This is a genomic window from Mycobacterium yunnanensis, assembly GCF_025823185.1.
In the GTDB taxonomy this organism is placed as follows: Bacteria; Actinomycetota; Actinomycetes; order Mycobacteriales; family Mycobacteriaceae; genus Mycobacterium; species Mycobacterium yunnanensis.
Map to the genome: position 1 here is coordinate 37794 of NZ_JACKVK010000005.1, position 13899 is coordinate 51692.

The 13899-nt window shown below is 71.2% G+C and carries 12 protein-coding genes; 5 read left to right on the forward strand and 7 right to left on the reverse strand.

Going from position 1 to position 13899, the window contains the following annotated elements:
• Positions 1–43 precede the first annotated feature (43 nt).
• Positions 44–853, forward strand: coding sequence for a DNA-formamidopyrimidine glycosylase family protein (locus tag H7K45_RS31445; RefSeq protein ID WP_263995138.1), 810 nt, complete (start codon positions 44–46; stop codon positions 851–853).
• Here H7K45_RS31445 and H7K45_RS07375 read toward each other — a convergent pair.
• Positions 850–1671, reverse strand: a complete 822-nt coding sequence (locus tag H7K45_RS07375; protein WP_263995139.1) for a YhjD/YihY/BrkB family envelope integrity protein — start codon at positions 1669–1671, stop codon at positions 850–852. The two genes, H7K45_RS31445 and H7K45_RS07375, sit on opposite strands and share 4 nt — an antisense overlap.
• A gap of 24 nt (positions 1672–1695) precedes the next feature.
• On the opposite strand from H7K45_RS07375, the gene H7K45_RS07380 reads away from it, so the two are divergent.
• Positions 1696–2382, forward strand: coding sequence for a CDP-alcohol phosphatidyltransferase family protein (locus H7K45_RS07380; RefSeq protein WP_263995140.1), 687 nt, complete (start codon positions 1696–1698; stop codon positions 2380–2382).
• Here H7K45_RS07380 and H7K45_RS07385 read toward each other — a convergent pair.
• Positions 2291–3835, reverse strand: coding sequence for a phytoene desaturase family protein (locus H7K45_RS07385; protein WP_263995141.1), 1545 nt, complete (start codon positions 3833–3835; stop codon positions 2291–2293). The two genes, H7K45_RS07380 and H7K45_RS07385, sit on opposite strands and share 92 nt — an antisense overlap.
• Complete coding sequence (locus H7K45_RS07390; protein WP_263995142.1) at positions 3832–4986, reverse strand: glycosyltransferase family 2 protein; 1155 nt, start codon at positions 4984–4986, stop codon at positions 3832–3834. The genes H7K45_RS07385 and H7K45_RS07390 overlap by 4 nt, the downstream gene beginning before the upstream one ends.
• 85 nt (positions 4987–5071) lie before the next feature.
• On the opposite strand from H7K45_RS07390, the gene H7K45_RS07395 reads away from it, so the two are divergent.
• Entirely contained in the window at positions 5072–5875 is an 804-nt protein-coding gene (locus H7K45_RS07395; RefSeq protein ID WP_263995143.1) for a carotenoid biosynthesis protein, read from the forward strand.
• Positions 5876–5885: 10 nt separating this feature from the next.
• Here the strand turns inward: H7K45_RS07395 and H7K45_RS07400 are convergent, their stop codons facing one another.
• The gene (locus H7K45_RS07400) at positions 5886–8135 is read right to left on the reverse strand and encodes a putative bifunctional diguanylate cyclase/phosphodiesterase (RefSeq protein WP_263995144.1); all 2250 of its coding nucleotides are present in this window, start codon (positions 8133–8135) and stop codon (positions 5886–5888) included.
• A gap of 180 nt (positions 8136–8315) precedes the next feature.
• Here H7K45_RS07400 and H7K45_RS07405 point away from each other — a divergent pair, with 180 nt between their 5' ends.
• A complete protein-coding gene (locus tag H7K45_RS07405; protein WP_263995145.1) occupies positions 8316–9056 on the forward strand; it encodes an SDR family oxidoreductase in 741 nt (246 codons plus the stop codon).
• A gap of 10 nt (positions 9057–9066) precedes the next feature.
• Here H7K45_RS07405 and H7K45_RS07410 read toward each other — a convergent pair whose 3' ends face one another.
• The gene (locus H7K45_RS07410) at positions 9067–9351 is read right to left on the reverse strand and encodes a hypothetical protein (RefSeq protein WP_263995146.1); all 285 of its coding nucleotides are present in this window, start codon (positions 9349–9351) and stop codon (positions 9067–9069) included.
• Between the two features lie 255 nt (positions 9352–9606).
• On the opposite strand from H7K45_RS07410, the gene malQ reads away from it, so the two are divergent.
• Entirely contained in the window at positions 9607–11604 is a 1998-nt protein-coding gene (gene malQ / locus H7K45_RS07415) for a 4-alpha-glucanotransferase (protein ID WP_263995147.1), read from the forward strand.
• Here malQ and H7K45_RS07420 read toward each other — a convergent pair.
• Positions 11579–12307, reverse strand: coding sequence for a YoaK family protein (locus H7K45_RS07420; protein ID WP_263995148.1), 729 nt, complete (start codon positions 12305–12307; stop codon positions 11579–11581). The two genes, malQ and H7K45_RS07420, sit on opposite strands and share 26 nt — an antisense overlap.
• Positions 12308–13894: a gamma-glutamyltransferase family protein gene (locus H7K45_RS07425; RefSeq protein WP_263995149.1), complete on the reverse strand. Its 1587-nt coding sequence runs from the start codon at positions 13892–13894 to the stop codon at positions 12308–12310.
• Between the last annotated feature and the right edge of the window lie 5 nt (positions 13895–13899).

Here is a 13899-nt window from a genome sequence, read left to right on the forward strand (position 1 = left end):
CGCCGTTCGGCGTGTCCAGCAGAGCACGGGAGGGTGACGGGTCGTGCCCGAAGGAGACACCGTCTACGTGCTGGCGCGGCGGCTCGACGACGCACTACGCGGGCGCACGCTGACCCACGGCCGGCTGCGGGTGCCTCGGCACGCGACGGCCGACCTCGCCGGGCACACGGTGCTGGGCCACGAGACTCATGGCAAGCACCTCCTGACCCGTTTCTCCGACGGCCTCACCCTGCACACGCACCTGATGATGTCGGGTTCGTGGACCGTGTCCCCGACCGGCCGATGGCTGCCGCGCACCGTCATGCCCGACGTCCGGGTGGTGCTGCGCACCGACGGCCCGGCGGCCTACGGCGTCGGGCTGCCCCGCGTCGACCTGTTGATGACGCGTGACGAAGCGCGGGCCGTCGGCCATCTCGGACCCGATCCGCTGCGCCCGGATTGGGATCTCGACGACGCCGTCCGGCGGGTGGGGGCCGACCCCACCCGACCCGTGGTGGCCGCGCTTCTCGACCAGCGGTGCGTGGCGGGGTTCGGCAACCTGTGGGCCAACGAGTTGTGCTTTCTGCGTGGCCTCGGACCGTGGACGCCGATCGCGGAGGTGGACGTCGTCGCGCTGCTCGAGCTCGGGGCCCGGGCACTGCGTCATTCGGCCACCACTGCGGGCGCGATGCAGGTGACGACCGGGTCGCGCCGCAAGGGCGAACAGCATTGGGTGGCCGGCCGCGCCGGACGACCATGTCTGCGCTGCGGCACCACCGTTCGGGTCGTCGCCGAGGTGAGCGGCGATCCCGAGCGACGACGTACCTGGTGGTGCCCGACGTGTCAGCCAGGTCCGCCGTCCCCCGGCCGCTAGCTCGCGGGTTCCCGCAGCGCCTCGTCCAGCACGACGGTCACCCGAAAACCGCACAGCACCAGGATGTGCAGCACGAAGAGCCACAGCGCCAACGCCGAGACCGCCCCCACGATCGGCAGCCCACCGAAGGGCGCCGACCACTCGACCGGGATGGCCAGGAACAGGATGAAGCCCTGCAGGAACCCGGCGAGTATCGCGCCGGTCGAGAAGGCGCCGATCAGCAAGGCGCGCAGGGCGATTCGGCCCGGACCGATCAGGCCGAACACCCCGACCAGCGCCGTCGACACGGTCACCCACACCACGTGGAAGGCCACCACGACGCCCCACACGAGTGACCATCCGCTGCCGGCGTAGAGCGGCCCGACGTACGGTGCGGCCACCAGCACGGCGAGCACCAGGAACGGGGCGACGGCCGCGACGCCGAGCAGGCCGGCCCGGCCGCGCCACCCGGTGAGGGTGTCGCGCGTCGAGGTCATCTGCACGAACGCACGGCGCAGCCCCTCGCCGTAGAGGCTGGCCGGGAACAACACCACCAGCGCCTGCACCCACGACATCGACAGTGCGACCTCGGTCAGCTTGCGCAACGCCTCGGGGGTGCCGTGGCCCTGCGGCAGCCCGTCGACGCCGGCGTTCATCGCGGCGGTGACGGTCTCGGGCCCCACCAGCGCGCCGACGGCCCACAGCGACGCCAGCGCCAGCGGCACGAGGCCGATGACCCCGAAATAGGTGGCACCGGCCGCCCACAGCGCGAGATCGCTGCCGGGAAAGGTCTTTCGCACCCCGGAGGCAAGTTCGCGGGCGCGGCTCGCCGCCGTCACCGGGTGCCCTGGCAGTCTTGGCTCATGGCGTCAGAGCGTTCCGACGAGGAGGACTGGGACGAGGAGTGGTCGGGTGTGCACGGCGGCGTGCGACCGTCGCCGGTCGTCCGCGGCTGGCTGCGCGTGATTCGGATGTTGGCATCCGGTCCGATTATCCGGGTCCCACCCGACGTCCTGTCCGTGGCGGGGGTGTTGGTGGTGGCCGGGGCGTTGGCGGCCGTCGTCGGGCCTGGCTGGCCCGCACTGGTGGTGCCGCTGGTCGTCCTCGCCGGCGTCCTGGACGGCCTCGACGGCGCGGTGGCGCTGCGCACCGGTCGTGCGCGTCCGCTGGGCGCGGTGGTCGACTCGGTCGCCGACCGGGTCGGCGACGTCCTGCTTGGGTGGATCCTTCTCGCGATCGGGGCGCCCATGCCGTGGGTGCTGGCCGCGGTGACGCTGGTGTTCCTGCTCGAATACGCCCGGGCCCGGGCGCAAGCGGTCGGCATGCCCGGCGTCGGCGCGGTGACCGTCGCCGAACGGCCGACCCGGCTGATCGTGGTGGCCATGGCCGCCGGCGGGGCCGCGGTGTGGCCGGCGGGAGTGCCTGCCCTTGGCTGGGGGTGGGGTCTCACCTTCGCCGTCACGTGGACCGCGATCGGCGTCGTCGGGCTGGCCCAGTTGCTGCCCGGGCTGCGGCGGACGGTTCCGCCGACGTTCCCGGGGCCCCGATGAGCGTGGCGACGATCTCGGCCGACATCAGCACCAACGGGATTCCGCCGCCCGGGTGGGCCGATCCGCCGACCAGGTAGAGCCCCGGAATCGGGCTGCGGTTGGCGGGCCTGCGCAGTGCGGCCCGCGGTCCGTGCGAGGCGGTGCCGTAGATCGCGCCGCCCGGCGCTCCGGTGCGCCGTTCCAGGTCGGCGGGGGTGATGGTCTCGGTGAAGCGCACGCGCGGGCGCACGTCGGCGCCGCGGTCGGCCAGCACGTCGAGGACGCGGGCGGCGTAGCGCTCGCGCAACCCGGGGGCGTCCCAGTCGACCCCGCGCGCGGGGTCGTGGGCAGGTGCGTTGACCAAGACGAACCACCCTTCGGAGTCGTCGTCGGGACGCAGGGCCGGATCGTCGGGGGCGTGCACGTAGACGGTCGGATCCGGTACCGGCCGGGGACGGCGGCCGAAGATCGCGTCGAACTCGGCGTCGTAGTCGCGGGGGAAGAACACCCGGTGCGCCGGCGCTGGGTCGCGGCCGGACAGGCCGAGGAGGAGGACGAATCCGGCCATCGAGCGGGAGGTGCCCCGCAGCGACCGTCGCATCGCCCGGGTGCGATCGCGCGGCAGGAGCCGGTCGTAGAGCACGGCCGCGTCGGCGTTGCACACCACGGCGTCGGCGGGCACCTCCCGGCCCCCGACCCGCACGCCCGTAGCGCGTCCGCCGGCGGTGGTCACGGCCGCCACCTCGGCGCCGGTGTGGATTTCGACGCCGAGCTCGGCGCAGCGCGCCGCCACGGCGTCGACGATGCGTCGCAGCCCGCCCGCCACGTACCAGGCACCAAACTCCTGCTCGACGAACGACGTCACGGCGAGCACCGCGGGAGTGCGACGCGGGTCCGACCCGGAGTAGGTGGCGTAGCGGTTGAGCCACATTCGCATCCGGGCGTCGGGGAGCATTCGGCGGCCGAGTCCGTCGATCGTCAGCCAGGGCGCCACCGTCCGAAGGTCGGCCGGCCGAAGGCTCATCGCGGCCAACGCGGCAAGCGAAATGGGTTGACGCAGAACTGGTTCGGCGACCAAGTCCCAGAGCCGGCGCGATCGTTCGTGCAACTGCCGCCACGACTCCCCGGCACCCGGCCCGAAGGCCTCGTCGAGGGCGGCGGGCACGGCGGCGGCGTCGTGCGGCATCGACAGTTCGGTGCCGTCGGCGAAGCGATAGGCGCTCGCAGGGTCGACGGCAGTCGGAGTCAGGCCGCCAGGGCCGCCGGTGTCGGCGAAGAGGCTCTCCAGGACGGCGGGCACGGTCAGCAGTGAGGGTCCGGTGTCGAAGACGAACCCGTCGCGCTCGAGCACGCCCAGCTTGCCGCCCACGGTGTCGGCGCTCTCGTAGACGCTGGTGCGGTGCCCGGCGGCCGCCAGCCGCGCAGCGGCGGCCAGCCCGCCCAGCCCGGCGCCGACGACGATGACGTGGCTCATACCGCCCGGCCCTTCCACAGCAACGTGCCCCGCGCACGACCCACCCACGACGACGCCAGCAACCCGAGCAGAGCCAGTATCGAGAAGGGGTGGGCCAGGGAATCCAGAGAGTCCAGGGAGTTCAGGGCCGCCGGTGCGTCCCCGGGGCGACCGCCCCACCGTCGCGTCCACGACCGGCCGGCGACGGCGGCGGCGTAGCCGAGCATGCCGGTGCGGGAGCCGGCCACCGCAGCGGCCGCCGGGACGACGTAGACGACGGTCAACGCCGTCGCTACGGCGAGCGCTCCGGCCGGGGAGCCGAAGGCCGCCCACAAGGACTTGCGGTAGCCGGCAGTCAGTTCGCGGCCGGTCGCGTACATGCGACACGTGGCCAGGGCGGATCCGTCGGCCAGGCCGGTCCGCCCGCCGGCCGCCCGCACGGCCCTGGCGAGGCCGATGTCGTCGAGCACCACACCGGCGACCGACTGCCATCCGCCGGCACGGCGCAGAATGTCGGCGTCCACCAGCAAGAATTGGCCGTTGGCTGCCGCCATCGACGGCCGGGAGGACCGCTCGGCGAGCCGCAGCGGCAACGTCGTCGACCACGACCACACTTGCAGCGGCTGCACCAGCCGCCCCAGCAGACCCGTGGCGACCTGGCGCGGCCACGGGCACAGCAGGTCCAGCGGACGGGGACCGCGCAGGACGGCCACCGCGGCGGCGACGGCCGTCGGCGCCAAGACCACGTCGGCGTCGACGTAGACCAGGGTCTCTCCGCGCGCGGCGGCCGCCAGCTGGGCGCACGCGTGCGGCTTGCCCAGCCCGTCACCCGGAGGTGCGGTGCCTGCGATCACGCGCACTCGGGGATCGGCGCCGGCCACGGACCGGACCACGTCGGCGGTGCCGTCGGTGGAGCCGTCGTCCAGCACCAGGATCTCGGCGTCCAGCACACCGCGCTGGGCCAGCAGCGAGGCGATGGTCGGCGCGATCCGGTGGGCCTCGTCGCGTGCCGGCACCAGCAACGACACCGGTCCGGTCACCGGGGGCGGGTCGAGTGGCGGTCGGCGGAGCAGTCGGAGGTTGACCGCCTGGTGCGCCGTTCCGAGGCAGGCCAGGGCTGATCCCGTCGCGACCAGAGCGCGCAGGGTTTTGACCGGACGTGCGTGGGGCACCTTCGAACCCTACGGACTCGCGTCCGACCGCAACGTCGTCGGGGCGCGGGTAACGTTGGCGTCTTCGCCCCTACGACTCTCGACGGTGGAGGTGCGCGTGGCCCTGGCCGAGCTTCGTGCCCCGACGAGTTCCCGTGGTGCGGTGTGGATTCTGGTGGCTGCGGCGGTCGGCTGCCAGATCGTCTACCCCCTGATGTCGGAGTCGTGGCGGACGCCCCTCACCATCGCGAGCGTTGCGGTGTTCTTCCTCGCGAGCGTCACCGACGCGTACCGGGTGCTCGGCGCGACGGGTGCGGCCGTCCTGGTGGCCGTCGCCGGCGGTGGCGGCCTGGTCGCCGAATCGGTCGGAGTCGCCACCGGTTGGCCGTTCGGGTCCTACGCCTACACCGGCACCCTCGGACCCGAGCTGCTCGGCGTGCCCGTGGTGGTTCCGATGGCGTGGGTGATGATGGCCTGGCCGGCGTTGGTCGTCGCTCGGGCCCTGGCCCGCAACACCGTGGCGGTCACCGCGGTCGGTGCGGTCGCGCTCACCACCTGGGACGTGTTCCTCGACCCTCAGATGGTGGCGGCGGGCCACTGGCGGTGGTTTCACCCCGAGCCCGGTCTGCCCCTGGTGCCGGGCATTCCGCTGTCCAACTACCTGGGGTGGCTGGTGGTCTCCGCGGTGGTCCTGGGCACGCTGAACGCCTCGTTGCGTCGCCCCGACCGGCCCTCGGCGCCTGCCGCCACGCTGTACCTGTGGGTCTATCTGTCCTCGGTGCTGGCCCACGCGGTGTTCTTCGGACTGCCCGGCTCGGCGGTCACCGGCGGCGTCCTGATGGGCGCCGTGGCGATTCCGTTCGCGATCTCGCTCGCGCGCGGTCGTGGGCGTCCCGTCGCCGCGTCGTGAGCCGCGCGGGTCAGACGACGGTCAGCTCCTCGAGGGCGGTGGCACGGCCGTAGAGGTAGCCCTGGGCGAACCGGCACCCCGCGGTGAACACGGTGTCGGCCTGCCGCTCGTGTTCGATGCCCTCGGCGATCACGTCGAGGCCCAGCGCCTCGCACAGCCCGACGACCGAGCGGTAGAGCGCCAGCCCCCGGTGGGGTTCGTCACCGACCGCCAGGCTGCGGTCGAGCTTGACGACGTGCACGGGTAGGGCGTGCAGATAGGACAGGGAGTTGAACCCGGCGCCGAAGTCGTCCAGGGCCACCCGGATGCCGAGCGCCCCAAGCCGCTCGATGGCTGCGGCACCTTCGTTCAGGTCGACGATGGGAACCGTCTCGGTGATCTCGAGGACGAGGCGGCGGGGGTCGACGGCGTGACGGTCGAGCGTCCTCATGACCTGCTGTTCGAAACCCCGGTTGCCCAGTCGCGCGGCCCCGACGTTGACGTGGATGACCGTCGACGACTCGATCTGCTGGATCTCGCGGCAGGCCAGGTCGAGCACCATTGCGTCCAGCGCGGCGCCCATCCCCGCACCCTCGGCGACGGCGACGAAGGTGGACGGCGGTATCTGCATGCCGTTGGGTGCCGACCATCGGGCCAACGCCTCGACGGCCACTGCCTGCCCGTCGGACAGCCGCACCACGGGCTGGTAGGCCAGGCTGAAGCCCGGCGGCACGCCACCCGCGGCGCGCCGGAGAGCGCCCGGGAAGTCGACCACCACCCCGGCCGACGGTCGGTAGACCACCGCGGTGTCCTTGCCGAGCCGCTTCCCGGCGTACATCGAGATGTCGGCCTGCCGCATCAGATCGTCGGGCGTCGGCGTCGGGTCTTCGGCGCCGTGTTCGACGAGGCCCATGCTGGCGCGCACCCGCACCGAGGATCCGTGCACCGCGAACGGGTCTCGGAGGGCGACGCGCAGCCGATCGGCGATGTCGTCGGGCGCATCCTGGCTGTTCTGAATGAGGATCGCGAACTCGTCCCCTCCGATCCGCGCCAGGGTGTCCTCGGGCCCGATGCCGTTGTGCAGCCGATCGCCAACGGCGCGCAACAGCTCGTCACCCGCGGCGTGGCCGTACTGGTCGTTGACCTCCTTGAAGTCGTCGACGTCGACGAACACCAGCAGGAACCGACCGTGGCGCATCGCGGCGTCGAGTCGCTGACCGAAGAGCAACCTGTTGGGCAGACCGGTCAGCGCGTCGTGGTTCACCTGGTGGGCCAGGCGACGTTGCGCGTCGTAGAGCCGTTGGGTCAGGCGGCGGGCAGCCATCACCGCCACGATCTGCCGGGCCGTCACGAACACCACCATCGCCATGCACAGCCACACCACCACCGGGGGCAGGGGCAACTCGAGCAGCACGTGCGTGGCGCACAGCAGCACGATGCTCAGGAAACCGAGGTAGGGCCACACCAACTGTGCCCAGTCCATCGCCGCGTCCCCGACGCCATCCTCGCGCGGCGTGGGATCGAGCACCGCGTAGGCGATCATCAACGGGCCAAGGACGGTGCCCGCACCACCCCACACGTCGGGGTCCGGTACCCCGATGCTCCAGAGGTAGGCCACCAGGCGATCCGAGCCCGCGATGAGGACGATGCCACCGGCCAGCGACAAATAGTTCCTGCGGTGCAGACGATCACGCCGGTAGTTGGTCGCCACCAGGACCGCAAGGACCACCACCGCGAGTTCGAGCAGCGAGTAGGCGCCCACGACGGCGACGTCGTGCGACCGGGGCAGCGCTGCCGTCGTCGTGGCGACCAACCCCCCGATGAACACGAGGATGGCGAACGCCGCCGCGGCCACCAGGCCGTCGAGCACGGCCAGCGAGACCGATCCGATGGGCGACCTGCCACGTCGCCAACTCGGCCATCCGCCGCTGTGGACCAACAGGACCATCGCCACGAAGGACAGGATCGGGGGACCGAAGTAGGCGATCACCGCGGGCAGAGGGGCGCTGGTGGACTGGTCGCCCAGCCACCAGAACGCCTCACCGGCGAGCCAGCAGGTGAAAGCGCCGATGACCAACAGTCGCCACGCTCGGGCGATGCCGTGGGCCCGCCGCGCCGTGATCACCGCACAGATCACGGCGCCGAGTCCCACCAACGCCTGCATGGCGATGGCGACGCCTCTGGCGACATCACCGTCGTAGGGAGCCAGAGCGTTGGCGACGTACAGAACGGCGACGACCACGAAGAGCGCAAGGCGAAGCCGGCCCCAGGATGTCGACACCAAACCCCCCCGTTTCGTCTGCGCCGAGGATGGCCCATCTTGGCATGGTGCCGGCCGCGGTGACGCGCACTCTTGACAACCAGTACGCCTTACCGTGACCTTAAAGTTTCCTTAGATTTCTTAATTTAGGTGTACCGTCAGTTTCACGCCCGGCGTACATCCCGACGGAAGGACCCTCACGTGCACCACGTACCCGAACGAATCGTCTTGGTGACGGGGGCCTCGAGGGGCATCGGCGCAGACGTCGCGTCGAAGCTCGCCGACCCGGACACTCACGTCATCGTCAACTACCGCGAGAAGGCCAAGCGGGCCGAGGACATCGCCGCAGCCATTCGCAACGCCGGCGGCCGCGCCTCGACGATCGGCGCCGACATCTCCGACGAAGCCGACGCCACGGCACTGATGGCCACGATCGAAGCCCGCTTCGGACGGCTCGACGCCCTGGTGCTCAACGCTTCCGGCGGTCTGGAGATGGGTGCGGATCCCGGGTACGCCATGCGCCTCAACCGCGACGCGCAACGGCGACTCGCCCAAATGGCCCTGCCGCTGATGCCCGTCGACGGTCGCATCGTGTTCGTCACCAGCCACCAGGCTCACTTCTTCCCCAACAAGGCCGTGCCGAAGGGGTATTCGGCGGTCGCGGCGAGCAAGCGTGCCGGCGAGACGGCGCTCTACGCCATGCGGGCGGCGTTCAGCCGGGCCGGCGTGCGCCTCACGGTGGTCTCGGGGGACATGATCGACGGCACCATCATCGTCCGGTTGCTACAGCGCCGCGATCCCGATGCCGTCGCGGCCCGCCGTACGCATGGCACGCTGCCGACGGTGCACGAATTCTCCGCGGCGATCGTCAGCGCCGTGACCATGCCGAGCCCTCCGGGGATCGTCTACGTCGGTGGCGCCGACTATCTCGTGACTGCCTGAGCGTCGCTCGTCAGCCCACCGGCGCGTCACCCACGGCGCGTTCGAGGATGGCACCGAAGTCTCGGTGCCGGTCGTAATCCTCCAGCCAACCGCGCAACATCTCGACCATGTCTTCGGGCAGCGAAATCTGCTCGCGGGAAACGACTTCCAGCACACAACGGAAGACCGGGGAATAGTCGCCGACACCGAGGTCGACGAACGCGGTGTTGCGCTCCTCGGCGGTGAGGTGGTCGAGTACGTGCTCGACCAGCTCCCATGCGAGCGTGGATTCCCGCGGTCGGTCAGTAGCCTTCACGTGCAACCCTCGCTGCTGGCGGTGGCGGAGGCGCCGGCAACTCGAGAGGCTGTTCTACTAAACCGGGCGAGTACGTGCGCGTTGGGCAGTGCCAACCGTAACCCGAAATGGCCGATTTCGCTGGTCGGGTGACTGCCCGAGAGCCAACCACGGCGCGCCCGGTGTACGCAGCGGTTTCGGGGGTATAGAAACCACCGTGCTTTCACAGTGTCAGTCCGTCCGGCGCCAGTGTCCCGCGACCGTGAATCGCCGGCCATGAGCGCTGAGCCGGTGTCGGAGGATTTGCGCCGAATCGCCGAGGCCCACGGTGTCGCGACGTCCTATCGCAACGAACGCCGCATCCCGGTGGAGGTCGACGCCGACGTCGTCGTCAAGGTGCTCTCGCTGCTCGACGTCGACGCGAGCACCGATGCCGCCCGGCACGCCGAGCTCGCGCGTCTCGCGGAGGTGCACCGCGCCGGGTTGCTGGCACCCACGGTCGCCGTCCGGCTGACCGGTGAACCGCAGGCGTTCCCCGGTGCGGTCGAATTGCTCGACGAAGACGGCGCGCGCATCGAGGTCTCCGACGAGCTGCCTGCCGACCTGGCACCGGGCTGGTACCGACTCTCCACCCGCGACGGACAGCAGGTCACCTTGGTGGCCGCACCGCCCAAAGTGCCGCCTGCACAACCGACGTGGGGGTGGATGCTCCAGCTCTACGCCCTGCGGTCGGAGCAGTCCTGGGGCATCGGCGACCTCGGCGACCTCCGCGAGTTCGTGGAATGGACCGCCCGCGACCACCACGCCGGAGCCGTGCTGCTCAATCCGCTGCACGCCCCCGGGCCGACCCATCCCGTGCAACCCTCCCCCTACACGCCGTCGAGCCGTCGATTCGCCAACCCGCTCGCGCTGCGCATCTCCGACGTTCCCGCCTACCGGCGTGCCGCCGACGACGTCCGCGCCGAAGTCGACGCCCTGCGCGTGTCGGCAGACACGCCAAGGATCGACCACGACTTGGTGTGGGTGGCGAAACGCGATGCGCTGGAGTTGCTTTGGCGTTCCGAGGGCCGTCCGGACCCGTTCGGCGACGGGCCGGACACGGCGTCCGACGGGCTACGCGACTGGGCCACCTACTGTGCTCTGGCCGAGCGGCACGGCGGCCGGTGGAGCCAATGGCCTCAACCGCTGCGAGACGTCACCAGCGCCGCCGTCGCAGACGCCCGCCGCGACCTGGCCCAGCGAATCGCCTTCCACGCCTGGGTGCAGCAGCAGTGCGCCGATCAGTTGACCGCCGTCCGGACCGCTGCGTCGGAGGCCGGGATGTCACTGGGCGTGCTGCACGACCTCGCGGTCGGGGTGGACGCCGACGGCGCCGACTCGTGGGCACTGGCCGACGTGCTCGCCACGGGGGTGAGCGTCGGCGCGCCGCCGGACAACTTCACCCCCCGCGGCCAGGATTGGGGACTACCGCCCTGGCGACCGGATCGCTTGGCTGCCACGGGCTACGCCGCGTTGCGCGACATGCTTCGCGCCGTGCTGGCGCACGCCGACGGGCTGCGGATCGACCACGTCGCCGGGTTGTGGCGACTGTGGTGGATCCCGCCGGGTGACGGTCCCGACCGCGGCACCTACGTCTACTACGACGCCGACGTCATGCTCGCCGTGCTAGCACTGGAGGCGCATCGTGCCTCGGCGATCGTCGTCGGTGAGGACCTCGGCACCGTGGAACCCGAGGTCACCGCGGCCCTTGCCGACAACGAGATGCTCGGCTGCGCCGTGTCCTGGTTCACCAGAGACGTCGACGCGCCCGGTGAACCCCTTCTGGCACCGGCCGATTGGCCGACGCGGGCGGCCGCCAGCATCTCCACCCACGACTTGCCGACTGCGGCGGGGTTCCTTCGTGGGGAACACGTACGTGCCCGCGCCGATCTCGGCCTGCTCGACGACGTGCCTGCCGAGCAGGCCAACGCCGATGCCGAACGGGCCGAGTGGCTGTCCATGCTGCGGGCCCAGGGTCTGCTGCCGCCCGAAGAGGCCGATCCCGATCCCGACGAGGACTCGATCATGGTTGCGCTGCACAGGTTTCTGGCGTCGACCACCAGCCAGCTCAAGTTGATCTCGCCCTACGACGTCATCGGCGAGCCGAGGCAGCCGAACCTGCCGGGGACCGTCGACGAGTACCCGAACTGGCGTCTGCCGTTGCCGCTGACCCTCGAACAGTTGCGCGCCGACCCACGGGTCGCCGAGATCACTTCGGCATTCGGAGGTAGTTGACCGGGCCGGGCGGGGCTACTCCGACCGCCGCGCGGTCCCATGAACGGTGACCCACCAGTGCGACGACCGCCGTGGCCGCCGCGGCGACGTACACCGGCACGCAGATGTGCACCTTCATCGCCAACCCGCCTGCGACGGCGCCTGCGAAGATCGCCACGATCGCCCACAGGCGACGGTGGGTGAACCATGACGTGCCGCCTGCGAACAACGTCTCGCTGGCGTAGGAGGTGATGGTCGAGGTGACGACCACCGTCGTCATGTCGGTCACCGCCAGGAAGCGCGCGATCGAGGCCTGCGCACCCATCGCGACGGCAATCGTTGCGGCCACGGCAATTCCGCCTGCTGCCTGGCCGCTGACGGGGACGAGGAGCAAGACCGTTGCGACCGCGGTGAGCAGCGCGGCATTCACGCACAGCGAGGCGGTCACGAGGGGACCCCATCCGCGTTCACGGCCCCGCATCAGTCGGCCCGTCAGGGCGGCGCCGGCCACGTAGCCCACCAGTGCGATCAACGGACCGGCGACCGGTAGGCCTTCCTCCGCGGCGATGCCCATGCCGAGGATCACGACGTTGCCGGTCATGTTTCCGGTGAACACCCGGTCGAGGCCGAGGTATCCGACGGCGTCGAGGACGCCGGTCACCACGGTCAGCGTCATCATCAGCAGGACGTGCAGATGGCGGTGTACCACTGGCCGGGTGTGCACCTACGTCATCCGCTGGTGACGTGCGTACTGCACCACGGCCGCCGATCCGTCGGAACGTGGATCCGAGGCGGCAGTCATGTCGCCTCCCCGTCCGACCCGGATCACGTTGGAGTGACCCAAGTTCTCCGAGTGCCGGGGCACCTCGACGGTCTCGAAGGCGGATGCGTGCAACGACGCGAGGGCGACGGCGCCGAGGTCCGCCTCGACGACGACCGAGTCGTCCGTGCTGCCGAGCGCCTGCTGGCCCACGACCGCGCGCGGTGCCGCGACGGCGTCGACGGCGGTGGCGCCGTCGAGCATGCGCAACAGCACCTGGGTGAGGATCTGCGGCTGTCCCTGCCCACCCATCGTCGACAACACGTGCCGCAGTTCGCTCTTCTCCGTGACGATCACCGGCATCAACGTGTGCAGGGGCCGCTTGCGCGGCGCCAGCACATTCGGGGCACCGGAGTCCAGGGAGAAGCTGGTCCCGCGGTCGTGGAACAGGATCCCGGTGTCGGGGTCGACGAGCCCGGATCCGAAGGCGTGGTACACGCTTTGGATCAGCGACACGGCCCAGCCGTCACCGTCGGCGGCTGCCACCCCCACGGTGTCGCCGCGGGGCACCGATCGCGCCGCCGCGGCGTCGCCGACGGGGGTCGCGGCCCGAAGGTCGTCGTGGACGAGGGCCTGCACGTCGACCGGGACGTGGCGGGGGTCGGCCAGGAATTCCGCGCGCAGACGGTTGCCGTGGTGGAACACCCGCATCAGGGTGCCCAGGTCATCTGCCAGGGGTGCGCCCGTGTGGAACTCCTCCAGAGCCGCCAGCGCGCGAAGCATGATGAAGCCGTGCGTGTTCGGCGGGCTGGTGGACACCGTCAGGCCACGAAACTCGACCGATGCCGGCGCGGTGATCTCGGGCCGGAAGTCGGCGAAGTCGGCCTCGTCGAGCACCGACCCGTGCGAGCGGAGATAGCGCACCATCGCCGCCGCGAGGTCGCCGCGGTAGAACGCGTCCGGTCCGCCGCCGGCGAGCGTGGCGAACGTCGACGCAAGTGCCGGTTGGCGGAACTGGTCGCCGGTCTGCAACAACCGCCCACCCGGGCGGAACAACCGCTCGAAGTCCTCGAATCCCATCAGATCGGCGTTCTCGGGATCGTCGAGATGCGCGCCAAGGGAGGCGGCGACCGGGGCCCCGGTGTCGGCCGCGCGGTGGGCGGGCTGCAGCAACCGATGCCATGGCAGTCGACCCCCCATGCCGTGCAACGCTTCCCAGCCACGCACACCGCCGGGCACGCTGACGGTGTCGGCACCCCTTGCTGGCAGTGCCGACCCGTATTTGGCGCGCATCGCGTCGACGTCGGCGTGCGCGCCGGTCCACCCGGAGGAGTTCACGCACGTGACCTCGCCGTCGGGACTGCGGACGAGGGCGATCAGATCTCCGCCGAGGGCGACGTTGTGCGGATAGACGACGGTCAGTACCGCGGCCGCGGCGATGGCTGCGTCGATCGCGCTGCCCCCGTCCCGAAACGCGTCCGTCGCCGCATCGGTCGCCAGGGTGTGCGGGGTGGCGACGGCGCCGGTGAACGACGCTGAGGAATTGGGCACGGTGA